This window comes from Bradyrhizobium sp. CB82 (assembly GCF_029714405.1).
GTDB lineage: Bacteria > Pseudomonadota > Alphaproteobacteria > Rhizobiales > Xanthobacteraceae > Bradyrhizobium.
In genome coordinates, this window is record NZ_CP121650.1 from 8,754,221 (window position 1) to 8,778,032 (window position 23,812).

At 65.4% G+C, this 23,812-nt stretch carries 23 protein-coding genes; 10 read left to right on the forward strand and 13 right to left on the reverse strand.

The annotated features are described in order from the left end of the window. Nucleotides 1-11 precede the first annotated feature (11 nt). Nucleotides 12-938 (reverse strand): DMT family transporter, encoded by a 927-nt coding sequence (locus tag QA640_RS41470; protein WP_283038367.1) that lies wholly within the window; start codon nt 936-938, stop codon nt 12-14. Between the two features lie 97 nt (nt 939-1,035). Between QA640_RS41470 and QA640_RS41475 the strand changes: the two genes are divergently transcribed. Continuing rightward, complete coding sequence (locus QA640_RS41475; RefSeq protein WP_283038368.1) at nt 1,036-1,899, forward strand: LysR substrate-binding domain-containing protein; 864 nt, start codon at nt 1,036-1,038, stop codon at nt 1,897-1,899. A 201-nt stretch (nt 1,900-2,100) separates the two neighbouring features. On the opposite strand, the gene pdeM is transcribed toward QA640_RS41475, so the two are convergent. The 4 genes from pdeM to QA640_RS41495 all read right to left on the reverse strand — a co-directional run bounded on the left by pdeM (nt 2,101) and on the right by QA640_RS41495 (nt 7,886). After that, the gene (gene pdeM, locus QA640_RS41480; protein WP_283038369.1) at nt 2,101-2,772 is read right to left on the reverse strand and encodes a ligase-associated DNA damage response endonuclease PdeM; all 672 of its coding nucleotides are present in this window, start codon (nt 2,770-2,772) and stop codon (nt 2,101-2,103) included. Between the two features lie 53 nt (nt 2,773-2,825). Beyond that, nucleotides 2,826-5,408, reverse strand: coding sequence for a ligase-associated DNA damage response DEXH box helicase (locus QA640_RS41485; RefSeq protein ID WP_283038370.1), 2,583 nt, complete (start codon nt 5,406-5,408; stop codon nt 2,826-2,828). Between the two features lie 203 nt (nt 5,409-5,611). Further along, complete coding sequence (locus QA640_RS41490; protein WP_283038371.1) at nt 5,612-6,841, reverse strand: ABC transporter substrate-binding protein; 1,230 nt, start codon at nt 6,839-6,841, stop codon at nt 5,612-5,614. Between the two features lie 118 nt (nt 6,842-6,959). Further along, entirely contained in the window at nt 6,960-7,886 is a 927-nt protein-coding gene (locus QA640_RS41495) for a methyltransferase domain-containing protein (protein WP_283038372.1), read from the reverse strand. A 67-nt stretch (nt 7,887-7,953) separates the two neighbouring features. Between QA640_RS41495 and QA640_RS41500 the strand changes: the two genes are divergently transcribed. The 5 genes from QA640_RS41500 to QA640_RS41520 all read left to right on the forward strand — a co-directional run bounded on the left by QA640_RS41500 (nt 7,954) and on the right by QA640_RS41520 (nt 13,579). After that, complete coding sequence (locus QA640_RS41500) at nt 7,954-8,991, forward strand: ligase-associated DNA damage response exonuclease (RefSeq protein ID WP_283043046.1); 1,038 nt, start codon at nt 7,954-7,956, stop codon at nt 8,989-8,991. Continuing rightward, complete coding sequence (locus tag QA640_RS41505; RefSeq protein WP_283038373.1) at nt 8,988-10,886, forward strand: ATP-dependent DNA ligase; 1,899 nt, start codon at nt 8,988-8,990, stop codon at nt 10,884-10,886. The genes QA640_RS41500 and QA640_RS41505 overlap by 4 nt, the downstream gene beginning before the upstream one ends. A 303-nt stretch (nt 10,887-11,189) precedes the next feature. Next, the gene (locus QA640_RS41510; protein ID WP_283038374.1) at nt 11,190-11,492 is read left to right on the forward strand and encodes a DUF6460 domain-containing protein; all 303 of its coding nucleotides are present in this window, start codon (nt 11,190-11,192) and stop codon (nt 11,490-11,492) included. Nucleotides 11,493-11,517: 25 nt separating this feature from the next. Continuing rightward, the gene (locus QA640_RS41515; protein WP_283038375.1) at nt 11,518-12,252 is read left to right on the forward strand and encodes an MBL fold metallo-hydrolase; all 735 of its coding nucleotides are present in this window, start codon (nt 11,518-11,520) and stop codon (nt 12,250-12,252) included. A gap of 1 nt (nt 12,253) precedes the next feature. Next, nucleotides 12,254-13,579 (forward strand): MATE family efflux transporter, encoded by a 1,326-nt coding sequence (locus QA640_RS41520; protein WP_283038376.1) that lies wholly within the window; start codon nt 12,254-12,256, stop codon nt 13,577-13,579. A 92-nt stretch (nt 13,580-13,671) separates the two neighbouring features. Here QA640_RS41520 and QA640_RS41525 read toward each other — a convergent pair whose 3' ends face one another. Beyond that, nucleotides 13,672-14,769, reverse strand: a complete 1,098-nt coding sequence (locus tag QA640_RS41525; protein ID WP_283038377.1) for a quinone-dependent dihydroorotate dehydrogenase — start codon at nt 14,767-14,769, stop codon at nt 13,672-13,674. Next, on the reverse strand, nt 14,766-15,110 hold the full coding sequence (locus QA640_RS41530) for a DUF952 domain-containing protein (RefSeq protein WP_283038378.1): 345 nt from the start codon (nt 15,108-15,110) through the stop codon (nt 14,766-14,768). Before QA640_RS41530 ends, QA640_RS41525 begins: the two co-directional genes overlap by 4 nt. Nucleotides 15,111-15,297: 187 nt before the next feature. Between QA640_RS41530 and QA640_RS41535 the strand changes: the two genes are divergently transcribed. After that, the gene (locus QA640_RS41535) at nt 15,298-15,948 is read left to right on the forward strand and encodes a helix-turn-helix transcriptional regulator (protein WP_283038379.1); all 651 of its coding nucleotides are present in this window, start codon (nt 15,298-15,300) and stop codon (nt 15,946-15,948) included. Between the two features lie 274 nt (nt 15,949-16,222). Here the strand turns inward: QA640_RS41535 and QA640_RS41540 are convergent, their stop codons facing one another. The 5 genes from QA640_RS41540 to QA640_RS41560 all read right to left on the reverse strand — a co-directional run bounded on the left by QA640_RS41540 (nt 16,223) and on the right by QA640_RS41560 (nt 20,631). Beyond that, nucleotides 16,223-17,866 (reverse strand): lysine--tRNA ligase, encoded by a 1,644-nt coding sequence (locus QA640_RS41540; protein WP_283038380.1) that lies wholly within the window; start codon nt 17,864-17,866, stop codon nt 16,223-16,225. A 229-nt stretch (nt 17,867-18,095) separates the two neighbouring features. Continuing rightward, nucleotides 18,096-19,028 carry a transporter substrate-binding domain-containing protein gene (locus QA640_RS41545; protein WP_283038381.1) on the reverse strand — a complete coding sequence of 311 codons (933 nt, stop codon included), beginning with the start codon at nt 19,026-19,028 and terminating at the stop codon, nt 18,096-18,098. A 155-nt stretch (nt 19,029-19,183) separates the two neighbouring features. Beyond that, complete coding sequence (locus QA640_RS41550) at nt 19,184-19,774, reverse strand: SCO family protein (protein WP_283038382.1); 591 nt, start codon at nt 19,772-19,774, stop codon at nt 19,184-19,186. Between the two features lie 25 nt (nt 19,775-19,799). Next, on the reverse strand, nt 19,800-19,994 hold the full coding sequence (locus QA640_RS41555; protein ID WP_283038383.1) for a hypothetical protein: 195 nt from the start codon (nt 19,992-19,994) through the stop codon (nt 19,800-19,802). A gap of 115 nt (nt 19,995-20,109) precedes the next feature. Beyond that, a complete protein-coding gene (locus QA640_RS41560; protein WP_283038384.1) occupies nt 20,110-20,631 on the reverse strand; it encodes a hypothetical protein in 522 nt (173 codons plus the stop codon). Between the two features lie 251 nt (nt 20,632-20,882). On the opposite strand from QA640_RS41560, the gene QA640_RS41565 reads away from it, so the two are divergent. Together QA640_RS41565 and QA640_RS41570 are read left to right on the forward strand one after the other, a co-directional pair. Further along, nucleotides 20,883-22,541, forward strand: a complete 1,659-nt coding sequence (locus tag QA640_RS41565; RefSeq protein ID WP_283038385.1) for an FAD-binding dehydrogenase — start codon at nt 20,883-20,885, stop codon at nt 22,539-22,541. A gap of 262 nt (nt 22,542-22,803) precedes the next feature. Beyond that, on the forward strand, nt 22,804-23,154 hold the full coding sequence (locus tag QA640_RS41570; RefSeq protein ID WP_283038386.1) for a RidA family protein: 351 nt from the start codon (nt 22,804-22,806) through the stop codon (nt 23,152-23,154). Between the two features lie 46 nt (nt 23,155-23,200). On the opposite strand, the gene QA640_RS41575 is transcribed toward QA640_RS41570, so the two are convergent. Beyond that, nucleotides 23,201-23,383 (reverse strand): hypothetical protein, encoded by a 183-nt coding sequence (locus tag QA640_RS41575; protein ID WP_283038387.1) that lies wholly within the window; start codon nt 23,381-23,383, stop codon nt 23,201-23,203. On the opposite strand from QA640_RS41575, the gene QA640_RS41580 reads away from it, so the two are divergent. Then, a complete protein-coding gene (locus QA640_RS41580; protein ID WP_283038388.1) occupies nt 23,382-23,747 on the forward strand; it encodes a nuclear transport factor 2 family protein in 366 nt (121 codons plus the stop codon). The two genes, QA640_RS41575 and QA640_RS41580, sit on opposite strands and share 2 nt — an antisense overlap. Nucleotides 23,748-23,812: the final 65 nt, after the last annotated feature.

A 23,812-nucleotide genomic window follows, 5' to 3' on the forward strand; every position in this document is an offset into this window, starting at 1 on the left:
ACGGACTCCTGTTACGAGACGGGCTTGGTCGCGGTGGATTGCGCGGGACGCGTCACCAGGTAGATGCCGACCGCCACCGGAACGATGCCGAGGAGATCGCGCGCCTCGACATGCTCCCCCAACACCAGGAACGCGAACAGCATGCCGAGTGGCGGCATCAGGAAATGATAGGCGCTGGCAGCGGTCGCGCCACACACTTTCAGGAGATGGAACCAGAGCAAATAAGCGAGGATCGAACCGCCGAGCACCAGGAAGGCGAAGGCACTGATGAGGCCGGGCGTGTACTGGACCGCGTGGACGTCAGCGAACGTCAGCGCGATCGGCGTGAGCACGATGCCGGCTGCCATGTTCTGGATGCCGTTGCCGATCCACAAGCTACCCCTCGGCGCGAACAGCTTGAACAAAATGGTGGCGGCGACGATGGAGGCGAGCGAGGCCAGCGTGAACATGATTCCGTGCAGGCTGTCGGTGCCAACCGCGAGGCGATGCCAGACGATGAGGGTGACCCCAGAGACGCCGAGCAAGAGGCCAGTCGCCTTGCGCCAGGTCATGCCCTCACCGAGCAACAACGCGGCGAGCGCCGCCGTGAACACCGGGTTGGCCGACACGATCAATCCGCCGAGGCCGGCAGAGACCGATTGCAGGCCTGTATAGCCGAGACCGAGATAGAGCGCGTTGTTGGCAATGCCGAGCACGGCGAACATTGCGGCATCGCGCCAGGTCATCTCCCACGCATCGCGGCGCAGCGCCGAGACGCCGAGGATCAAAATGCCGGCGAGCGAAAAGCGCGCCGCGAGCAGGATCAGCGGCGGGCAATCGGTGACGCCGATCTTGCCGGCGACGAAGGCAAAACTCCAAAGCAGGCAGAACAGGCCGATGTAAAGCGGCAGCGGATTGAAGCGGCTGCGGGGGACGGCGATCGAGGGCGCGAGCAACATGCGAATTCTCCTGAGCCCTCGATCTAGGGATGCTCCTTGTCATTTGGAAATTAAATGATTAACTGCCGTCTAGTGGATTTGTGAATGGAGGCGAGCGATGCTCGATCTCGAGCTTTTGCGCAGCTTCGTCTCGGTGGTCGATGCCGGCGGCTTCACCCGCGCGAGCGAGCGCGTGCATCGCACGCAGTCGACGGTGAGCCAGCAGATCAAACGGCTGGAAGAGGACGTCGGCCAGGTGCTGCTGCACCGCGACGGCAAGGACGTGCGGCCGACGGAGGCTGGTGAACGGCTGCTCTCCTATGCGCGGCGGCTGTTGTCGCTCGCCGAGGAGGCGCGCGACGTGCTCAGCCAGCCGGGCAACGAAGGCGCGATCCGGCTCGGCATCCCCGAGGATTTCGCCGCCTATCGGCTGGCGAAGCTGCTCGGCACGTTCTCGCGCTCGCATCCGGGCCTGCGGCTCGATGTGCGCGCCGACCAGAGCAAGAACCTGTCCCGCGACCTCGAACGCGGCGAGCTCGATCTCGCGCTGTTCAAGCGCGAGGCCGGCGAGAAGGGTGCGATCGCGGTGTGGCCGGAGCGGGTGCACTGGGTCACCAGCAAGAGCCATCCGATCGATGCAAAAGTGTCGTCGGTGCCGCTGATCGGTTTTCCGCTCGGCTGCCTCTACCGCGCCGGCGCCATCCACGCGCTGGAGAGCGCCGGCCGGCCCTGGCACATGGCCTATACGTCATCGAGCCTCGCCGGCATCCAGGCCGCCGTTGCCGCCGGCATGGGGCTGAGCATCTTGTCGGAGATAGCGATCCAGCCCGATCACCGCGTCCTGACCGCCAAGGAGGGCTTCGCGCCGATCAACAGGACCGAAGTCGCGCTGATGGCCTCGCCAGGCGCGAGCCCCGCAACGCTGCGACTTGCGGAGCGGCTCGCGGAGTTCTGCGATACTGTGCAAGCGAAGGCGGCTTAGCTGCCGCCGCAATGTCGGTGCGTTCCCTCCCCCCTTGCGGGGGAGGGCCAAGGGGTGCCACACGGGCACACCCTCTCCGTTTGACCAAGACCTGCTTGCGCAGCTGGATAGACCTTTTCCTGGGCTACCCCCCTCCCCCGCAAGGGGGAGGGAGTGCAGCGTTCACGTGGCTGGATCGTTCTCAACTCAACTTGATGACGATCACCAACACCGCGACGCGGCAATCGCGTGCACGCGATTGTCGCCGAGGAGGTGCGCTGTAAAGTGCTGCGCGCCGAACACGCGCGCGAAGGCGGCGTCACGGATGCTGAGGCCGCCGGCATAGGCGCCGAAGGCCGGCATCACGGCGCGGATCCCGTCTGAGGCGAAGCAGCGCCGCTCCATCGACCGGCCGCGCGCGGTGACGCGCGCCTTGGGATGGAGGTGGCCCGCGATCTCACCATGCGCGCCGGTCGGCTCGTGACGGAAAACGATCGGGCCGATTGCGACTTCGTCGGCAACGGTGCCGCCGAGATCGGGCGGCAGCGCCGGATCGTGATTGCCTGAAATCCAGATCCAGTCGCGTCCGGTCTGGAGCGAGGTCATGGCGTCGCGATCCTCAATCGACAGCCGTTCATGGGCGCTGCGATCGTGAAAGCTGTCGCCGAGTGCGATGACGATGCGCGGATCGTGCCGCGCGACGACCGCGGCGAGACGACCGAGCGTCGCAACCGTGTCGTAAGGCGGCAGCAGCACGCCGCGGGTCGCAAAACTCGATCCCTTTTCCAGATGCAGGTCGGAGACGACGAGCAGACGCTGCTCGTCCCAGAACAGCGCGCCGGAGAGATCGGCGGCGAACGTCACGCCGGCGATGGTGACCTTCGAAACGCGCATGTCCTCATCATCCCCCGAAACCCGCGCGCCTGCCGTCACGTCCTACCCTGCCGCTATCCCATCGCTTCCTTGACGAGCTCGTCGGCGGCCTCGGCCAACAGCTCGTCTGCTGCTTCGCCATAAACTGACTCGCGGCCGATTTCCAGTAGCGCCGGTACGGCGAGCGGGGAGACGTGGTCGAGTTCCCGGTGTGTGATGTGGCCGTGGATGCGCGCGAGCATGTCGCCCAAGCGGCGCAGATCGAGCAGGCCCGTCGCGGCATCGGCGCGGGCGGCGCGGAGCAGCACGTGATCGGCCTGATGCTTGCGCAAGACGTCGTAGACGAGATCGGTCGAGAACAGCACCTGCCGGCGGCTCTTCTCCTCGCCGGTATGGCGGCGCGCGATCAGGCCGGAGATGATCGCGCAGTTGCGGAAGGTGCGCTTCATCAGCGCGGACTCCGCAAGCCAGGCTTCGAGATCATCGCCGAGCATGTCGGGATCGAACAGCGCGTTGAGATCGAGCTGACCATTCCGAATCATGAACGACATGTCGCCGAGCGACCAGATCGCGACCGCATATTCATTGGCAACGAAGCCGAGCGGGCGGGCGCGGGCGCGCTCCAGCCGGCGTGTGAGCAGCATGCCGAGCGTCTGATGCGCGAGCCGTCCCTCGAAGGGATAGCAGATGATGTAATGCTTGTTGCCGCGTGGAAACGTCTCGACCAGGAGCTCGCGCACCGCCGGCACGCGCGACACCTCCTTCTGCACCGACAGCCAGTCGCGCACCTGCTCCGGCAGCGTCCGCCAGGCGCGGCCATCATCGAGCAGGCGGCGCACGCGCTCGGCGAGATAGGTCGAGAGCGGGAACTTGCCGCCCATATAGGACGGCACTTTCGGATCCTTGTCGTGAGCTCGGGAGACATAGACCTGGTCCTCGACGAGGGCTTCGTAGCGCACGACCTCGCCGCCGAACACGAAGGTGTCGGCAGGAGCCAAGCCCTCGATGAAGGCCTCCTCGATCTCGCCGAGCAATCTGCCGCCGCGCGCGATGACCCCGGTCGAGCCGGTACCGCCGGTACGCGAGCGCACCAGCCGCACCTTCAGCATGTCGTCCTCGACGATGGTGCCGACATTCATCCGGTAGCTCTGCCGCACTTTTGGATTGGCGACGCGCCAGCGGCCCTGCTTGTCCTGCTTGATGCGCGCGAAGCGTTCATAGGTTTTCAGCGCGTAACCGCCGGTGGCGACGAAATCGACCACGTCGTCGAAATCCTGCCGCGACAGATCGGCGTAAGGCGCCGCTGTGCGCACCTCGTCATAGAGCTCGCCTGCGAGAAACGGCTCGCCGCAGGCGCAGCCGAGCACGTGCTGCGCCAGCACGTCGAGCGCCCCGACGCGGAGCGGCGGGGTATCCTGCGCATTCTCCGCGATCGCATCGATCGCGGCGCGGCACTCCAGCACCTCGAACCGGTTGGCCGGCACCAGCACGGCGCGCGAGGCCTCATCGAGGCGGTGATTGGCGCGGCCGATGCGCTGCATCAGGCGCGAGCAGCCTTTTGGCGCGCCGATATTGATGACGAGCTCGACGTCGCCCCAGTCGACGCCGAGATCCAGCGACGAGGTGCAGACCACGCCACGCAAGCGTCCCGCCGACATCGCGTCCTCGACCTTGCGGCGCTGCGCGACGTCGAGCGAGCCGTGATGCAGCGCGATCGCAAGGCCGTCGTCGTTCATGCGCCAGAGATCCTGGAACAGCATCTCGGCCTGGCTGCGGGTGTTGACGAAGACGAGCGTGGTCTTGTTGGCCTTGATCAGCTGGTAGACCTCGGCGAGCGCGTGGCGCGCCGTGTGCCCGGCCCAGGGCAGGCGCTCGCTCGTGTCGAGCATCTCGACGATCGGCGCCGCCGCGCCGCCGGCCATGACGATATCGGCGGTGGCTGCCCTGCCGCCCGGCTGCGGCATGAGGAATCGCGCCAGCGACTCCGGCTCGGCCACCGTCGCCGACAGACCGATCATGCGCATCGTGGGCGCGAGCCGCCACAGCCGCGCCAGCCCGAGCGACAGCAGATCGCCGCGCTTGGAGGTCACGAGCGCGTGCAACTCGTCGAGCACCACGCGCTTCAGCGATGAGAACAGGAACGGCGCATCGTCGGAGGAGAGCAGCAATGCGAGCTGCTCCGGCGTCGTCAGCAGGATGTCCGGCGGATAGCGCCGCTGCCGCTGCCGCCGCGACACCGGCGTGTCGCCGGTGCGGGTCTCGACCTTGATCGGCAATCCCATCTCGGCAATCGGTCGCTCCAGATTGCGCGCGATATCGACGGCAAGCGCTTTCAGCGGCGAGATGTAGAGGGTGTGAAGGCCACCGACGCGTTGAACGGCGCGGCCGGTGGAGATGAGGCCGCTGCGCGCTGCGTCGGATGCCTGCTCCCGCCATCTCCCGCCACTCAGCTCCACCAGTGTCGGCAAGAAACCCGCCAGCGTCTTGCCGGCGCCGGTTGGCGCGATCAGCAGCGCGCTAGCGTCTTCGCGCGCCTTCTCCAGCAGCGCCAATTGATGTTCGCGCGGCGACCAGCCGCGGGCCGCGAACCATGCCTGGAAGCGGTCGGGCAACAGCGCGGCCGGCGCGGCCGGTGCGGTGAGGATACGGGGCGGCACGACGTAACACGTAAGCGGTAGGGGTGACTTCGTCGAGGGGCCTCTGCCTCGCCCCGCCTGCGGGGAGAGGCCGGATCGCATCGCTAGATGCGATCCGGGTGAGGGGGAGCCTCCGCGAGTCCAACTGCCACCGTGAACGAAGAGCCCCTCACCCCAACCCTCTCCCCGCAAGAACGACGTAAGAACGGGGAGAGGGAGCACGCCTACTCCGTCACCGGCTTGTCGGAGACCTGCCAGTCCTTGCCGTTGAAGGTCGAGATGAACAGCGTCTTCATCGGCGTGTAGTCGGTGGGCGTGTAGCTGTAGTCGACACCGTCGAGGAAGAACGGCGAGTGGAAGCCGTTGAGGCTCGCGGCCTGCTTGAGCACGTTTTCGCGCGTGAGCTCGTCGCCGCAGCGACGCAGGATCTCGCCCATGGTCACCGCCTGGCCATAACCGGCGTACGCGATGGTGTTGTCTGGATCGACGGTCGGCAGATAATTCTTGCGCAGCGTGTCGAACGCGATCACGTCCTTGTCGTTCTGCCAGGGGCGGGGGCCGGCGTCCTTGGAGTAGCGGATCGCCACGATACCGGATGCGTTCTCGAAGCCGGCGGCGCCGAGGATGGACTTGCCGGTCGAGCCCGCGGAGAGCAGTTGCAGCGGTTTCCAGCCGAGTTCGGCGGCCTTGCGGATCGACTGCGACGACGCCTTACCGGTGGAGATGTTGTAGAAGACGTCGGCGCCCGACTTGGAGAGATTGATGAGCTGGGAGTCGATGGTCGGATCGGTCAGGTCATAGGTCTGCTCCAGGATCACCTGCGCGGTGCCGCCGGCATCCGCCAGCACCTTCTTGAAGGGCCCGAGGAAGTCGCGGCCGAAATCATCGTTCTGGTAGAGAATGCCGATCTTCGCGTTCGGCTTCACGCTGACGACGTGCTTGGCGAGGATGCGCGCTTCGGTCGGATAGAGCGGCAGGCCCGCCATCGTCCATTTGAATTCCTTCGGGTTGTTCCACTTCGACGCGCCGGTATTGAGCAGGAGCTGCGGCACGCCCTTGGAATTGAGATATTTGTGCACGGCGGTCTGCGGCGCGGTACCGAGCGAGCCGTAGAGCGCGAGCACCTCCTCCTGCTCCACTAGCCTGCGCGTCGCCTCGACACATTTCGGCGCGCTGTAGGCATCGTCCATGGTGAGGAATTTCACCTTGCGCCCGTTGATGCCGCCGTTCTCGTTCAGCATCTGGAAATAGGCTTCGCCGACGCGCCCCAGCACGCCATAGAGCGAGCCGGGGCCGGAATGCGGCACGGTCTGACCGATCTTGATCTCGGTGTCGCTGGCGCCCGCATCATATTTCTTCTCTGCCGCCCAGACGTAAGGCGCTGATAGGGTGGAAGCTGCGATCGTCGCAAATGCGCCGGCGCTGAAATCGCGCCGCGATGGATTTTTCGTCATTGGCGTTGTCTCCCTAAATGCGGCGCATTGTGCTGATATCGGAGGGAGCATCGCAAGTGGGAAAGCGGCGCCTTGCGGTGTAATGCCGCTCAATTCGTGGCAACCCCAGCGCCTAGACTCAAGTTTTCTCGGCGACGACGACGAGACCGCGCACCGGCTCATTGTTCTCGTTGCGCGGCGAGGCCGGCTCCAGTGTCAGGAGCTCGAGGCCGGCCTTCGCGATGGCGCCGCGCACATATTCCGCAGCATGGGCATAGCGCAGACCCTCGCCCAGAACGACGCCGCTGCCGTCATGCGTCTCGAGCGTGAAGCCGAGCGTGCCGCCGGCGGCAAGCACGCGCCTTGCTTCCGTCAACACCGGCGCAAGATCGGACAGATACACGAACGCATCCGCAGCCACGATCAGATTGGCGCTCGCGTCCGGTTTGCTGCGCAGGGCGTCGATCATGTCGGCCACTTCGAGCTCGGCATAAAGGCCGGTCGCTCGCGCCTCCTTGATCATGCCGGGCGACAGATCGATGCCAATGAAATGATCGGCCTGCTTGGCGAAGGCGCTGGCCGCAAGCCCCGTGCCGCAGCCGAGATCGATCGCGCGCTTGAAGAAGGCCGGCTTCTTCGCGGCGACGCGCGCCGCCAGCACGGCCTTGAAGATCAGCGACGGGGCGCGATAGCCGAGATCGTTGATCAGCGCATGCTCGAAGCGCGGCGCATATTGATCGAACAGGGCCTGCACATAGGCCTTCGGCATCTCCGACAAGTGCTCGTCTCCAAGCCGCATCAGATGCAGGCCGGCGCCGTGTTGATCGCTCGCGTCGGATCGGCGCGCTTCCCGGAACGCCGCGATCGCCTTGTCGCGCTGGCCGAGCTGCTCGCGGATTTCACCGAGCGTGAACCAGGCCGAGGTGAAATTCGGTGCGAGCTCGATCGCCTGCTCCAGCAGATCGGCCGCGGCCGGCAGATCGCCCTTGAGCTGGAGGTCGCGCGCGAACTCGAAACGGCGGTCGGCCATCAGATCGCCGGAGGACAAGAACAGGCGCAGGGGCATTGTGGAACCGAAAGACGATAGGGGCCGATGACTCGAAGAACGCGGTGGCGCAGCCTATATGACAGAAATGCGCCCGCAAGACATCCTGTTGCCAACTGCTGCCGGCCTGTGCTGCAAGCCGGGCAGCTTCCACATCGATCCTGTTCGCCCGGTCGAGCGCGCCGTGATCACCCACGGCCATTCCGACCATGCGCGCGGCGGCCATGGCGCAGTGCTGGCGACGCAGGAGACGCTGGACATGATGCGGCTGCGCTATGGCGAGAATTTTGCCGGCACGACGCAAACGATTCGCTATGGCGAGGAGATCCGGCTCGGCGACGTCAAAGTGAAGTTTCACCCCGCCGGCCACGTGCTGGGCTCGGCGCAGATCGCGGTGACAGCCAAGGACACCTGCATCGTCGCCTCCGGCGACTACAAGGATGCGCCGGATCCGACCTGCACGCCGTTCGAACTCGTACCTTGCGACGTCTTCATCACCGAGGCGACGTTCGGGCTGCCGGTGTTTCGCCATGGCGATGCGGCGATCGAGGTGAAGAAGCTGCTCGCCTCCGTCGCGCTGTTTCCGGAGCGTGCGCATCTCGTCGGCGCCTATTCGCTCGGCAAGGCGCAGCGCGTGATCGCGCTGCTCCGCGAGGCGGGCTACGACGCACCGGTCTACCTGCACGGCGCGATGGAGACGATCACGCAGTATTATCAAAGCCGCGGCATCGAGCTCGGCGAGATGCGGCCGGTGAAGGGTGTGAAGAAGGCCGATCTCGCGGGCACCATCACGCTGGCGCCGCCGTCGGCCACGTCCGATCTCTGGACGCGGCGCTTTCCCGATCCCGTCACCGCGTTCGCCTCGGGTTGGATGCGGGTGCGCGCGCGGGCGCGGCAACGCGGCGTCGAATTGCCGCTGGTGATTTCCGATCACGCCGATTGGGACGGCCTGACCGCGACGATCGCCGCGACCGGAGCGGGCGAAATCTGGGTCACGCACGGCCAGGAAGACGCGCTGGTGCATTGGTGCAAAGCCAAGGGCCTGGCCGCGCAGCCGCTCGATCTCGTCGGCTATGGTGATGAAGAGGAGACCGAGGTGCCACTGGCAAGCGAGGCCGAGGCATGAACCGCTTCGCCGAATTGTTGGACCGCCTCGCCTACGAGCCCGGCCGCAACAACAAGCTGCGGCTGATCAACGGTTATTTTCGCGAGGTCGGCGATCCCGACCGCGGCTATGCGCTGGCGGCGCTGACGGGTGCGCTCAGCTTCAAGCACGCCAAGCCGGGGCTGATCCGTGACCTCATCGCGGCGCGCACCGATCCGGTGCTGTTCGGACTATCCTACGATTACGTCGGCGATCTCTCGGAGACGGTGGCGCTGATGTGGCCGAAGGCTGTCGGTGACGGCGGCCGGCAATCTTTTCCGGGCTACCCCCCTCCCCCGCCCTCCCCCGCAAGGGGGGAGGGAGCACAGCGGAGTTTGACGCGACCGCGCAGTACGACTGCGAACAACTTCTCGGAGAGTGAATCTGACATTCTGCAGCGTTATGGAGGCACGAGCCTCTCCGTTCCCTCCCCTTGCTGGGGAGGGGCACGGAGGGGGTGCCCCGGGCTCGATGCGAGTGATGCGCTCCGCCCCCGCCACCACAACCACCCACCTCCCCCAACCCTCACCGAGGTCGTCACCACCCTGCGCACGCTCGGCAAGACCGAGCTGCCGGGCCAGCTCGCGCGCTGGCTCGACGAGCTCGACGAGACCGGCCGCTGGGCGCTGCTCAAGCTCGTCACCGGCGCGCTTCGCATCGGCATCTCTGCACGGCTCGCCAAAACCGCCGCGGCAGCACTCGGCGACAAGGATCCGCATGAGATCGAGCTGATCTGGCCCGGTCTCGCCCCGCCCTATCTCGACCTGTTCGCCTGGCTCGAGGGACGCGCGGAAAAACCCGTCAACTGCGATCCGGCGCCATTCCGCCCGGTGATGCTGGCGCATGCGATCGAGGACTCGGATTTCCAAAGTCTCGACCCGGCCGACTACATCGCCGAGTGGAAGTGGGACGGCATCCGCGTGCAGGCCGTCGCAGGCCGCGACGATCGCGGACACATCACCGTGCGGCTCTATTCGCGCACCGGCGAGGACATCACGGGGAGCTTTCCGGACCTCGTGCCGTCACTGCATCTGCCCGGCGCGATCGACGGCGAGCTGTTGATCGTCCGCGACGGCCGCGTGCAGAGCTTTAACGTCCTGCAACAGCGCCTCAACCGCAAGGTCGTCTCGCCAAAGCTGATCAAGGACTATCCGATCCACCTGCGCGCCTACGATTTGCTCGGCGACGACGAGAACGATCTGCGCGAATTGCCCTTCGCGGAGCGGCGCAGGCATCTCGAGACCTTCATCAAGAAGCTGGGCGATGCCCGCATCGATCTATCGCCGACCGTGCCGTTCGATAGCTGGGACGCGCTCACCGCCGCACGCGCGGATCCCGCAAGCGCCGGCGCGGGCGAGGATGCCGAGGCCGTCGAAGGCGTGATGCTGAAGCGGCGCGATGCCCCGTACCTGCCGGGACGGCCGAAGGGACAGTGGTGGAAGTGGAAACGCGATCCGCACATCATCGACGCCGTCTTGATGTATGCGCAGCGCGGCCATGGCAAGCGCTCGTCCTATTATTCCGACTACACGTTTGGTGTCTGGACCGAAGGCGATGGCGGCGACGAGCTGGTGCCGGTCGGCAAGGCCTATTTCGGCTTCACCGACGAGGAGCTGCTCGAGATCGACCGTTTCGTCCGCCGCAACACCACTGAGAAGTTCGGCCCCGTCCGCCACGTCGTCCACGAGCCGGACAAGGGGCTGGTGCTGGAGGTCGCCTTCGAGGGATTGCAACGCTCGCCGCGGCACAAATCCGGCGTCGCCATGCGCTTTCCCCGCATCAGCCGCCTGCGCTGGGACAAACCGCCGCGCGAGGCTGACAGGCTGGAGACGCTTGAAAAGATGCTGAAGGCGGAAGCGGCAGAGATTGAGGCGTGAAGACGATGAGGCTCGATTGCCGCCAGCACGCCCCGTCTCCCGCTTGCGGGAGAGAGTTGGGGAGAGGGTGTCTCTGCATTGGGATTCCCCAAGAGGAGAGAGCCCTCACCCCGCGCCTTCGGCGCGACCTCTCCCGCAGGCGGGCGAGGTTCGGGAGCCCGCCGCCGGCGGCGCACCCGAATCGAAGCTCTGGTGCGCGCCCGAATTAAAATCCCGTAAGCCGATTGATGCCCCGTTACGGGTTCCCCATGTCCCTCGCCATGCCCTATAATGGGGATCGAATCCGCTGGGAGTTTTTTTGAAATGGCCAACGACGTCAGAGATCTGCCGGCAAGCCATGATGGCCTGTACCGCTTTCTCGGCGGCTCGCCGCTGGCGGTCGCATTCCGCCTGGTCCTGCTCTCAATCCTGGTCGGCGTCGTGCTGGCCGCGATCGGCTTCGATCCCTGGAATATCATCCACAGCATTCGCCTCTTGTTCCAGCGGCTGTGGGACCTCGGCTTCGACGCGGTCAACTGGTTGTGGCGCTACTTCCTGCTTGGCGCTGTCATCGTGATTCCCGTGTGGTTCCTGTCGCGCCTGTTCGGCGCGCCGCGCGGCCGGTAACTCCGCCGTCGGGAGGCCGCAGCCGATGCAATTGCGCTTTGTCGGCTGCGGCGATGCGTTCGGCTCGGGTGGCAGAGCGAACACCTGCTTTCATGTCACGGGCAGGCAGGCCAATTTTCTGATCGATTGCGGAGCCTCCTCCTTGCCGGCCTTGCAGCGGCTCGAGATCGATCGCGACGACATCGACCTGATCCTGATCACGCATTTCCACGGCGACCATTTTGCAGGCCTCCCGTTCTTTCTGCTCGACGCGCAGTTCTCCAAGCGGACGCGACCGCTGGTGATTGCCGGCCCGCAAGGGATCGAGATGCGGCTCGCGCAGGTGATGGAGGCGCTGTTCGAGCACTCATCGAAGACCAAACAACGCTTCGAGCTCTCGGTCATCGCGCTTGCACCGGAGGAGAGCCGCAGCTTCGGCGGCGTGACGGTGACGCCGTTTCCGGTCGTGCATGGCAACTCCGGTGGACCGTTCTTCGGCTACCGCGTCGAGGTCGAGGGGCGCGTGCTCGCCTACAGCGCCGATACCGAATGGACGGAGACGCTCATTCCGCTGGCGCATGGCGCGGACCTTTTCATCGCGGAAGCCTACATGTACGAGAAGATGGTCAAGAACCATCTCAGCCTGAAGACCCTGGAACAGCATCTGCCCGAGATCGGCACCAAGCGGCTCGTCCTCACCCATATGAGCGACGACATGCTGTCGCGCCGCGATGACGTGCCGCATCTGGCGGCGGAGGACGGCATGGTGCTCGTGTTCTGACATGCACGCGCCGGTCCATCCCAGGGTCACCACAAGGCAGGTGTTCGCCATCGCGGGTCCCGCGATGGTCGCGAACCTCACCACGCCGCTGATCGGCGTGGTTTCGACCACCGCGATCGGACGGCTGAACGATGCCGCTCTGCTCGGCGGCGTTGCGATGGCGTCGGTGATCTTCGACTGCCTATTCTGGCTGTTCGCCTTCCTGCGCATGAGCACGCTCGCCTTCACCGCCCAGTCGCTCGGTGCCGGCGAGACGCAGGAGATGAGCGCGATCCTCGTGCGCGGATTCATCGTGGCCGGCCTGATCGGCGTGGCGCTGATCGCACTCCAGGTGCCGCTTGCTGCGGTGTTGTTCAGCCTGATGGGCGGCAGCGAGGGCGTCACGCGCGCCACGAAAACCTACTTTGCGATCCGCATCTGGTCCTCGCCGCTGGCGTTCGCGAATTATGTCGTGCTTGGCTGGCTGGTGGGGCTCGCCCGCGCCAATCTGGCGCTGCTCCAGCAGATCGTGATCAACCTCATCAACATGGCGGCCACCGTGCTGCTGGTGCTCGTCTATGATACCGGTATTGCGGGCGCTGCGATCGCGGCCGTCATCGCGGAGGCCGCGGGCTTCCTGCTGAGCGTGATAGTGGCGCGGCGCCTTGCCAAAGGCGGCCTCGCCATTCCCCGTGCGAGGTTGTTCGACCGCGCCAAGCTGATCCGGATGCTATCGGTGAACTCCGACATCATGGTGCGCACCGCGGCGCTGATCACCGTGTTCCTATTCTTCACCGCCAAGGGCGCGCGGTCCGGCGACGTCACGCTCGCGGCCAACGCGGTGCTGAACAATTTCCTGCTGGTCAGCGCCTTCTTCCTCGATGGACTCGCCAACGCCGCACAGCAGCTCTGCGGCCGCACCTTTGGCGCCCGCGACGCACGCGGCTTTGCCGATTCGACACGGCTGGTGCTGCTCTGGGGCGTTGGCTTCTCGGTCGTCGTCGCGGTGCTGTTCGCGCTGTTCGGCCCGGCGCTGATCAACCTGATGACAGCCAGCGAAGAGGTCCGCCGCAGCGCACGGGATTTCCTCGTCTTCATCATTTTGGCGCCGCTGCCCGGCGTGTTCGCCTTCGGCTTCGACGGCATCTATGTCGGCGCGACCTGGGCGCGCGAGATGCGCAATCTGATGCTGGCCTCGCTTGGAATTTTCTTAGGTACGTGGTGGGCGCTGCAAGCGTTCGGCAATGCCGGACTGTGGACCGCGCTGCTGGGCTTCTACGTGGCGCGCGGCGGCTTGCAGGGCCTACGCTATCCGGCGCTGTTTCGGGCGACGTTTCCGAAGCCGTGACCATCGCGTCCCGGACGCGGCGCAGCACCAAACGCCCATCCACGCGCTTCGACGCGCTATGGTGATGCGCCGCATCCGGGGCACGAGACCTTCTACATCCCCGGCCAGTCCTCAGCCGTGAGCGTCGCGGCGTCGGCGCCGACGATCTCGGACAGGGAGTCGCGCCCCGATCGCAGCAGCGTGGAAGCGAGATCGCGCTTGATCTCATCGATGAGGCCGAGGCCCTTGTAGACCAGCGACGAATAGAGCTGGATCAGGCTCGCGCCGGCGCGGATCTTGGTCAGCGCCGCGCCGCCGGAATCCACGCCGCCGACGCCGATCAGCGGGAATGTGCCCTCGACGCGCACATAGGTCTCCGCGACCATGCGCGTCGACAGGCGGAACAGCGGCCGGCCGGAGAGACCGCCCTGCTCCTTCGCGCGCATCTGCTCGCGCAGCGTGCTCGGCCGCGCAATCGTCGTGTTCGACACGATCATGCCGTCGACCTTCCGCGCGCGGGCGACTTGTACGACGTCGTCGAGCTGGGCGAGGCTCAAATCCGGCGCGATCTTGAGCAGCACCGGGGTGTCGCCGGCCTTCTGGCGCGCCCGCTCGCGCGCATCGATCACGTGCGCGAGGAGATCATCGAGCAGCGCGCCCTCCTGAAGATTGCGCAAGCCCGGCGTGTTCGGCGAGGAGACGTTGATGGTGAAATAGCTCGCGACCGGCGCAAAGGTCTCGATCAGCTTGACGTAATCGGCGACGCGGTCGGGCGAATCCTTATTGGCCCCGACATTGACGCCGACGATACCGCCGTTCTGCGCGCGCGTGGCAAGCCGCCGCAGCGCGATTTCCGCGCCGTCATTGTTGAAGCCCATGCGGTTGATGACCGCCTCGTCGCGCTCCAGCCGAAACAGCCGCGGCCGCGGATTGCCGCTCTGAGGGCGCGGCGTCACCGACCCGATCTCGACGAAGCCGAAGCCGAGCCGCAGCAGCGCATCCGGCACTTCCGCGCTCTTGTCGAAGCCCGCGGCCATGCCGACCGGATTGGGAAAATTCAGGCCGAAGGCGCGCACCGCGAGCTTCGGATCATCGGCGCGCGGCTTGGTCGGCGGCAGGAAGCGCAGACCCTGGATCGCCAGGCGATGCGCATCCTCCGGATCGAGCCAGCGCAGAACCGGCAGCGAGAGAGCGTCGAACGCGCGGATCACGGGGCAAGCTCCGGAATGTCGTGATTGCCGTCGGAGCGCATGTTGAGATTGATGATCGAGATCACCGCGCCGAGATCGAGCTCGCCATAGAGATGCGGAAACAGCTCGTCGTTGCGCGAGCGCTCCCAGCGCAGCGCGTCGCCGAGCGCATCGCCGTCGACCTCGACCAGGAACAGCGCACGCTGCCCAAAGAAATGCTTTCGCGCGGTTTCGGGAACCTGGGAGGCGGTCGAGAAATGGATGAAGCCGTCGCGCGCGTCGTCCGCGCTGCCCCGGTACACACCCTGCCGCTCGGCCTCCCGCCAGGCCGAAGCGGCACAAATTTTGTAGATCTTGACCACCCGTTGCGGTGTCCTGCTTGCGCTTGCTCGTTGAGTCGCTTGGGGTTTTCGCTCCCAAGGGTCCAAAACCCGGGCGCGACCGTAAAGGCCACAACTTTCGAACTCAAGACTTGCCTGCCTCCTCTTGCACCGAAAACGGAAAACCGGTTGATTTGAGGCTAGTTTTCCTAGGCGGGCCGGATCGAGGATGATCAGACAGGCCAAGGCGCAGAGGATGCTGACCCACGAGCAGATCTGGGGCGCCCTGGATCGGCTCGCGGCGCGCGCCGGGCTGTCGCCCTCGGGGCTTGCCAAGCGCGCGGGGCTCGATCCCACCACCTTCAATAAGTCCAAGCGCGTGACCTCCGACGGCCGGGAGCGCTGGCCCTCGACCGAATCGATCGCCAAGGCGCTCAATGCTGCCGGCTCCTCGATCGAGACCTTCGTGCAACTGATCGGCGACGGCGCCCGCGACGGCCGCTCGGTGCCGCTGCTCGGCTTCGCGCAAGCCGCGACGAGCGGCCATTTCGACGAGCAGGGCTTTCCCTCCGGCAAGGGCTGGACCGAAGTCGAGTTGCCCTCGCCAGACGACGATCACAGCTTTGCGCTGGAGATCTCCGGCGATGCGCTCGCGCCCTATCGCGACGGCGACGTCATCCTGGTGTCGCCGGGCACGCCGATCCGCAAGGGCGACCGCGTGGTGGTGAAGACGAGGGCCGGCGAGATGCTGGTGAAGGCGCTGAAACGCCGCACGGCGAAGTCGCTGGAATTGCAGTCACTCGACGGAGCGCAGGACGAGCGCACGCTCGCAGTCGCCGATGTCGCCTGGATCGCACGGATCGTATGGGCGAGCCAGTGAGAGTGCCACATTCGTCGATGCTATTCCCCGTGAAAGAAGCGGGGAAACCAGCACGCCGTGGCCCCTCCGTATCCCCCAACCGCCTCTGGATCGCGCGCTACAGTGCGCAATTGCGCACAAGGCGGACGATGACAGTCACCGCGCGGCTAAAGCGCGATGAGATTAGGATGAATCGTCATCGCACTTTAGGTTGTTGTTTGCGCATGATCTCCGCGCAAACGCGTTCCGCGTTTGTCGCGAGGGAAGACCGCTTCACACTTTTCCGGATCATGCTTTAAGCGCTCCTCGCCAGCGCACCGTCGATCATGTTGACGGCGTTCTGGATGCCGTAGACCGCGACGAAGGAGCCGAAGCGCGGGCCTTTCTCCTGGCCGAGCAGGACCTGGTAGAGCATGTTGAACCAGTCCAGCGTCACGCCGGGACGGCCGTCCTTGCCTTTCTTGACGTGATCGAGGAACGGCTCGCGGCGGCCGATCTCATAGACGACGTTCTGGATGTCCTCAGGCGAAGCCCCAAGCGGCAATTGCGAGAGCGCATCGCGCAGGTCCTGCAACGCGGCGCGCTCCGAGTCCGAGGGCTCGCGGAACTGCTTCGTCGGCGCGACGAAGTCGCGATAGTAGTTGATGGCGTAGCCGACCATCGCGTCGAGCTTGGGATGTGTCTGCGGGGTCACGCCGGGGCGATAGCGGCCGATGAAACCCCACAGCGTCGCGGCGTTTTCGGCGTTCGACGACGACACCAGCGTGAGCAGAAGCTGGAAGGTGACGGGCATGTCGGCCTTCGGCGGATGACCGTCATGGATATGCCAGACGGGATTGCCGAGCTGCTGCTTTGCATCCTGCCGCGGAAAGCCGTCGAGGAATTGCTGATAGTCGTCGACGTTGCGCGGGATGACGTCGAAATAGAGCCGCTTCGCCGCCTTCGGCTCGCGATACATGAACAGCGACAGCGATTCCGGCGATGCGTAGCGCAGCCACTCGTCAATGGTGAGGCCGTTACCCTTCGACTTGGAGATCTTCTGGCCCTGCTCGTCCAGGAAGAGTTCATAGTTGAAGCCTTCGGGAGGCGCGCCGCCGAGCGCGCGGGCGATCTGTCCAGACAGCTTCACGGAGTCGATCAGGTCCTTGCCCGCCATTTCGTAGTCGACGCCGAGCGCGACCCAGCGCAAGGCCCAGTCCGCCTTCCACTGGCACTTCACGTTGCCGCCGGTGACGGGTGTTTCGACCTCCTCGCCGGTGTCCGGGTCGACGTAGGTGACGGTGCCGGCGGCCACGTCGCGGCGGACCATCGGCACCTGGAGCACGACACCGGTGGTCTTGCTGACGGGGAGGAACGGCGAATAGGTCGCGCGGCGGTCCGGCCCCAGCGTCGGCAGGATGATCGCCATCACCTTGTCGTAGGCGGCGAGCATCTTGAGCAGCGTCGCGTCGAAGCGGCCCGCGGTGTAGTAATCGGTCGAGCTCGCGAACTCGTAGTCGAAGCCGAAGTGATCGAGGAACGCGCGCAGCCTTGCGTTGTTGGCAGCGCCGAAGGAAGGATGCTCGTTGGAGAAAGGGTCCGGCACGCGCGAGAGGGGCTTGCCGAGATGGGCCGCCATCATCTCGCGATTGGGCACGTTGTCCGGCACCTTGCGTAGGCCGTCCATATCGTCGGAGAACGCAAGCAGCCGTGTCTTGATCTTGTCCTCGGTGAGCACGCGGAACGCATGGCGCACCATGCTGGTGCGCGCGACCTCGCCGAACGTGCCGATATGCGGCAGGCCGGACGGGCCGTAGCCGGTCTCGAACAGCACCTCCTTCTTCGGGCTCTTCTTCAGCCGCGCGACAAGCGCCTTCGCCTGCTCGAACGGCCAGGCGTTGGATTGTTCGGCGAGCGCGCGAAGATCGCTCGGACTGACGGCGGGATCAATAACGGACATTCAGGGGGCCTCCGGGCCGCGGAAAATAGCGATTTCCGGGCAGAATGCAAAAAGGTGGATGCCGTCGCCGGCAGTTACCCCCTCTGCCCGTTCTTACGGGGAGAGGGTTGGGGTGAGGTGCTGCTGCCGCGATCACGGTGACAGACAGACTCGCGGAGAGTCCCCCCTCACCCGAATTCGAGCTCCGCTCGAATTCGACCTCTCCCGCAAGCGGGGCGAGGTGAAGACATCAGAACGGGCTCACCGAGAAGTACCGCAGCCACAGATCGGTGTAGCGGCCTTTTTCCCAGACGCGGAACAGCGCCCAGTTCAGCGCCTGCCGCAACAGGTCGTTGCCCTTGCGCACGGCAATCCCGACGCCTTCGCCAAAGAAGCGGCTCTCGACGAAGGGGCCGCCCGAAAAGGCGCAGCAATCCCCCGAATCCGTACCGTTGATCCAGAACGCGAGCGAGATCGCGTCGCCGAAGATGAAGTCGACCTCGCCGCGGCGAAGCGCGGTGCGCAAGGCCTCGTCATTGGGATAGCCGTGCAGCTCGGCGTCGGTGAACATCGCCCTGAGATACGCTTCATGCGCGGAGCCCGCGATGACGCCGACCTTCTTGCCTTCGAGATATTCGGGGCGGATCTCCGGCATCACCGCGTCCTTGCGCGAGGCGAAGCGCGCCGGCACACGATAATAGGGATCGGTGAAATCGGCGCGCGCACGGAGCTGCGGGCTCACCGCCATGGACGCGATGATGGCATCGCCCCGGTTCGAGCTGAGCGCGTCCACCAGCGTCTCGAAGCGGCGCATCTGCACCGTGCAGGTGACCTTGATCTCCTCGCAGAGCGCGCGGGCGAGATCGACGTTGAAGCCGGCCGGATTGCCGTCGGCGCCGGTGTAGTTGAACGGCGGATAGTCGGTCTCGGTCAGGAAGCGGATCACGGTCAGGCGCGACAGGTCCGGCCGTTCCGGGCGGCGCCGGGGGTCCCAGAAGCCCGGCACGGCTTGGGGGGCCGCTTGAGGCGCAACTTGCGGGGAAGCCTGGGGCGCTGCCGGCGCCGGCTTGGCCGGGGTCTGCGCCAGGCCGCTCGAAGCGGCCGACAACAGGCAGGCAGCGGCCGCCAGCCCGATGAGGTGGCGGACAGTCTTGAGCAGTTTCGCCTGTTGCGATCGGGCCATCGGCTTGAGATTAGCGGGATTTCGTTGGGATCGGAGGGCCTTATAGACCATCCCGCCGGGAACGCGAGCGCCGATTGCGGCCACGAGGGGGCAGTGCGCTCCCTCTCCCGCTTGCGGGAGAGGGTTGGGGTGAGGGTGTCTCCGGGGGGCCTTTCCTAAAGATACCGCTTGAGCTCGACCGCCGCCTCTTCCGGTGTGCGCTTCATGTTGAACGGCGCGACGAAGCGGCCGTCGCGGTCCATCAGGTAGATCAGCGCGGTGTGGTCCATGGTGTAGTCGCCGTCCTTGGTCGGGACCTTCTTGGCGTAGACGCGATAGGACGTCAGCACCTTGGCGGTCTCGGCCGGATCGCCGCTGAGGCCTTCCAGATGCGGATCGAAGCTCGACAGATAGTCCTTCATCGTCGACGGCGTGTCGCGGTCGGGATCGACCGAGATGAAATAGGCATTCACCTTGTCGGCATCCTTGCCCATCGCGCGCAGCACCTCCGAAATCTCGAACAGCGAGGTCGGGCAGACGTCCGGGCAATGGGTGTAGCCGAAGAAGATCAGGGTCGGTTTGCCCTTGAGGCTCTTGTCGGTGATGGTCTTGCCGTTCTGGTCGGTGAGCGCGAACGGCCCGCCGATCGCCGCCGGCTGCGCCACCTTGCTGACGCCGCCCATGGCCCAGAACATCACGAGCAGTCCGACGACGAGGCTTGCGGCGAAGGCGGTCGAGATCACCAGCGGGCGGGCAGTCCGGCTCATCGTGATGAGAATCCCGTTTCACGGATCAGAAGCAGGCCGACAAGCCGACCCTGATCGTTTCGAAGAACACCTGGTTGCCATAGTGGAACCACAGCGCCAGCGTGGCGAGCACGGCAAATCCGCCGAGCCCCGCGCCCGCAGATAGCAGCACGGACGGCGTCCTGCCGGCAGTGGGCGAATTGTCCGATACCGGATGTGCTGATTGCAGCGGTTGAGCCATGGCAATGACCGGGGCGATACGCGCCGGTTCCCTGCCCTTCAAATAGGCGCTGGCCCGCCCCCGGGCAAGCGCCGCGGGCGGGTTAACGAACGCCCGCCGCGGGATCGGGATGATATCAGTGAAGCAGCTGCCCCCGGGCGGACTCCAGCTCTTCCGCCTGCGGGAGAGCCCGGCGCGACGGCCGGTTGGGGAAGGCCTGCACGTCCAGGTAGCAGGGCTTGTACATCGACTGGAGCTGCCTGCCCCTCAGGAAGATCATGTGCGGGGTGAGACCGCCACGCTGCGAGATCCAGCGCCGCACGTGCGAGGGGTACATCGCGTACAGCATCTGGGTTGCTTCGGGATTGGTGACGGCGCGGCCGTTGGCGCCGAAATCCCAGGCGGCGTGGAAGCCGAGCGTCGCATGCGAGGTCACGCAGATGCGGTCGCGCGGGATGGCACCGAGGACGATGGTGCAGGCCGAGGCGCAGAGACCGTCGATGATGACGGTTTCGCCCGATTGCCGCAGGTCCTGGTATTTGTCGACATAGGTTCCGATCCGGCCGCCACGGTCATCCGCGATCCGAACCACTGCGTGACTTGCCCCAATGCTCGCGATGAGGAGCACCGCCGCCAGCAACCCCGTCAGAAACTTCATGTCCCCCGCCCCAGTCGAATTCGAATCCGTGTGTCAGGTGGTGATGCGGCGCCAGCGTCCGTCGTAACCGCGGCTTTGTCTAGGCAGGCGGGCTCGCTCAAAACAAATTCAAATCCGGTGTTGCGCCCGCGCTGCACTTGGCCGGTCTCTATCCCAAAGTGGAACAAGTTAACGGTCTCTTACGCCCAGCGCCCCCTTGATCTCAGCGACGGCGGCTGGCTTCAATCCGGATGAATACAGGGGGGAACTCAATGGCCGAGCAGGCGGACGTCATCGTTATCGGCGCCGGACTTGCGGGACTGGTCGCTGCAACAGAGATCGCCGATGCGGGCAAGCGCGTGATCGTGGTCGATCAGGAGGGCGAGCAATCAATCGGCGGTCAGGCGTTCTGGTCGTTCGGCGGATTGTTCCTGGTCGATTCGCCGGAGCAGCGCCGGCTCGGTATCAAGGATTCGTTCGAGCTTGCATTGCAGGACTGGCTCGGCACCGCGGGCTTCGACCGCGACGAGGATTACTGGCCACGGAAATGGGCGGAAGCCTATGTGGCATTCGCGGCGGGCGAGAAGCGATCATGGCTGCGCGCGATGGGCCATCGCATCTTTCCGGTGGTCGGCTGGGCCGAGCGCGGCGGCTATGACGCGATGGGGCATGGCAATTCAGTGCCGCGCTTTCACGTCACCTGGGGCACCGGGCCCGGCATCGTCGAGCCGTTCGAGCGCCGCGCGCGCGAGGCGGCCCGAAGCGGCCGGCTGACCTTCAAGTTCCGCCATCGCGTCGATGCACTCAGTCTCACGAACGGCACGGTCGACGGCGTGAGCGGTAAAATCCTCGAGCCCGATCGTGTCGAGCGGGGCAAGAGTTCCTCGCGCAACGTGGTCGGCGACTTCACGGTGAAGGCACAGGCGGTGATCGTCGCTTCCGGCGGCATCGGCGGCAACCACGATCTGGTGCGGCAGAACTGGCCGAAGCGGCTCGGCGAGCCTCCGAAGTTCATGATCTCCGGCGTGCCCGAACATGTCGACGGCCGCATGATCGGCATCACGGAAGGCATCGGCGCGCGGCTGATCAACCGCGACCGCATGTGGCACTATGTCGAAGGCATCCAGAACTGGAATCCGATCTGGCCGCGCCACGGCATCCGCATCCTGCCCGGCCCCTCCTCGATGTGGTTCGACGCCACCGGCACGCGGCTGCCGGCGCCGCTGTTTCCGGGCTCGGACACGCTCGGCCAACTCAAATACATCATGTCGACCGGCCATGATTATTCCTGGTTCGTGCTGACGCAGAGCATCATCAAGAAGGAGTTCGCGCTTTCGGGGTCCGAGCAAAATCCGGATCTCACGGGAAAGAGCTGGCGCATGACACTGCGGCGCGCCACCAACAAGGGCGCGCCGGCGCCGGTGGAAGCGTTCAAGCGCCATGGGGTTGACTTCATTGTGCGCGACAAGCTCGAGGAGCTCGTGGCTGCCATGAACAAGCTCGCCGGCAGCGACCTCCTGAAGCTCGACCATGTCAGGCTGCAGATCGAGGCACGCGACCGCGAGATTGCCAATCCCTTCGTCAAGGATGCGCAGGTGATGAACATCCACAATGCGCGCCGCTATATCGGCGACAAGTTGATCCGCACCGCCGCCCCCCATCGCATCCTCGATCCCGAGCACGGGCCGCTGATCGCAGTCAAGCTCAACATCCTGACGCGCAAGACGCTCGGCGGCTTCGAGACCGATCTGGACTCACGCGTGTTCGGCGAGAGCGGACAGGTCATTCCAGGCCTCTACGCGGTGGGTGAAGCCGCCGGCTTCGGCGGCGGCGGCGTGCACGGCTATCGCTCGCTCGAAGGCACCTTCCTCGGCGGCTGCCTGTTCTCGGGCCGCAACGCCGGGCGCGCGGCGGCGAAGGCCGTGGGGTGATCGCCGACGTTAGCGCGCGATGAGATTAGGATGAGTCGTTGTCGCGCTTTAGCTTGTTGTTTGAGCATGATCTCCGCGCAAACGCGTTTTGCGTTTGTCGCGAGGGAAAACCGCTTCAACGTTGCGCGAACGCGGCCTTCTTTCCTTGAGCCACGCATGCGTCAGCGGCGACGCATGCGTCGCCGGCAACGCATGCGTCGCCGGGGTGGCAGAGCACAGGACGCTGCGCTAGACAGGGCCGCCATTCCACCAGGAGAACCACATGAGCATTGAACGTTTTGACGCCGGCCCGCGCATGAGCCAGGTCGTCGTGCACGGCAACACCGTCTATCTCGCCGGTGTCGTTGCCAGCAGGGCGGCCGGTGAAAGCGTGACCAAGCAGACCCAGGACATTCTGGCGACCATCGACGGCCATCTCGCCAAGGCCGGCACCGACAAATCGAAGCTCCTTTCAGCCACGATCTACATCACCGACATGAAGACGTTCCAGGAGATGAACGCGGTGTGGGACGCCTGGGTGTCGCCGGGCAACACGCCGGCGCGGGCCACCGTGGAAGCCAAGCTCGCCGCCCCGCAATACACCGTCGAGATCATGGTGACCGCGGCGAAGTAATTTTCGCGCGAAGACTATGGCGCATGCCTGAAGCGCGATGAAAATATCATCGCGCTTCAGCTGTTTGTTGACGCATGATTTTGTCGGAAAACCGCTTCACGCTTGCGCTGACGCGGCCCTTCGGGTCCGGATCACGCGCATGACCTCCGAGGTAATCGATTGGCGCGCGCAAACCTTCGATAGTCAGGGACAGCCGAACCATCCGGCGCTTTTCGAAGGAGGCCATCATGACCGATCACATCACGCTCGCCCGCCGCTATATCGATCTCTGGAACGAGCGGACACCGAGCCGGCGGCGCGAATTGCTCAGCGAGAACTGGACGGCAGATGCAAGCTATGTCGATCCCTTGATGCACGGTGACGGCCATGACGGCGTCGACGCATTGATCGTGGGCGTGCAGCAGCGCTTTCCCGAATTCAGGTTCAAGCTGATCGGTGAGCCCAACGGCTATGGCGAGCATCTGCGCTTTTCCTGGGGCCTCGGCCCCGACGGCGTCGACAGCCCCATCAAGGGCACTGATTTCGCCGTGCTGAAAGACGGCCGCATCAAGAGCATCACGGGATTTCTGGACCAGGTGCCCGCGGCCGCATGAGCGGGCACACACACTGTCTCACCCTCTTCCTTTGTGGAAGAGGGTGGCTTCGCGAAGCGAAGCCA

Bases quoted from the DNA above. Each gene is read 5' to 3' on its own strand.
- QA640_RS41490 (WP_283038371.1), bottom strand. From the start codon at position 6,841: ATGACGAAAAATCCATCGCGGCGCGATTTCAGCGCCGGCGCATTTGCG.
- QA640_RS41550 (WP_283038382.1), bottom strand. From the start codon at position 19,774: ATGAGCCGGACTGCCCGCCCGCTGGTGATCTCGACCGCCTTCGCCGCA.
- QA640_RS41515 (WP_283038375.1), top strand. From the start codon at position 11,518: ATGCAATTGCGCTTTGTCGGCTGCGGCGATGCGTTCGGCTCGGGTGGC.
- QA640_RS41520 (WP_283038376.1), top strand. From the start codon at position 12,254: ATGCACGCGCCGGTCCATCCCAGGGTCACCACAAGGCAGGTGTTCGCC.
- QA640_RS41505 (WP_283038373.1), top strand. From the start codon at position 8,988: ATGAACCGCTTCGCCGAATTGTTGGACCGCCTCGCCTACGAGCCCGGC.
- QA640_RS41555 (WP_283038383.1), bottom strand. From the start codon at position 19,994: ATGGCTCAACCGCTGCAATCAGCACATCCGGTATCGGACAATTCGCCC.
- QA640_RS41475 (WP_283038368.1), top strand. From the start codon at position 1,036: ATGCTCGATCTCGAGCTTTTGCGCAGCTTCGTCTCGGTGGTCGATGCC.
- QA640_RS41575 (WP_283038387.1), bottom strand. From the start codon at position 23,383: ATGATGGCCTCCTTCGAAAAGCGCCGGATGGTTCGGCTGTCCCTGACT.
- QA640_RS41500 (WP_283043046.1), top strand. From the start codon at position 7,954: ATGCGCCCGCAAGACATCCTGTTGCCAACTGCTGCCGGCCTGTGCTGC.
- QA640_RS41580 (WP_283038388.1), top strand. From the start codon at position 23,382: ATGACCGATCACATCACGCTCGCCCGCCGCTATATCGATCTCTGGAAC.
- QA640_RS41470 (WP_283038367.1), bottom strand. From the start codon at position 938: ATGTTGCTCGCGCCCTCGATCGCCGTCCCCCGCAGCCGCTTCAATCCG.
- QA640_RS41560 (WP_283038384.1), bottom strand. From the start codon at position 20,631: ATGAAGTTTCTGACGGGGTTGCTGGCGGCGGTGCTCCTCATCGCGAGC.
- QA640_RS41540 (WP_283038380.1), bottom strand. From the start codon at position 17,866: ATGTCCGTTATTGATCCCGCCGTCAGTCCGAGCGATCTTCGCGCGCTC.
- QA640_RS41535 (WP_283038379.1), top strand. From the start codon at position 15,298: ATGATCAGACAGGCCAAGGCGCAGAGGATGCTGACCCACGAGCAGATC.
- QA640_RS41570 (WP_283038386.1), top strand. From the start codon at position 22,804: ATGAGCATTGAACGTTTTGACGCCGGCCCGCGCATGAGCCAGGTCGTC.
- pdeM (WP_283038369.1), bottom strand. From the start codon at position 2,772: ATGCGCGTTTCGAAGGTCACCATCGCCGGCGTGACGTTCGCCGCCGAT.
- QA640_RS41510 (WP_283038374.1), top strand. From the start codon at position 11,190: ATGGCCAACGACGTCAGAGATCTGCCGGCAAGCCATGATGGCCTGTAC.
- QA640_RS41565 (WP_283038385.1), top strand. From the start codon at position 20,883: ATGGCCGAGCAGGCGGACGTCATCGTTATCGGCGCCGGACTTGCGGGA.
- QA640_RS41495 (WP_283038372.1), bottom strand. From the start codon at position 7,886: ATGCCCCTGCGCCTGTTCTTGTCCTCCGGCGATCTGATGGCCGACCGC.
- QA640_RS41545 (WP_283038381.1), bottom strand. From the start codon at position 19,028: ATGGCCCGATCGCAACAGGCGAAACTGCTCAAGACTGTCCGCCACCTC.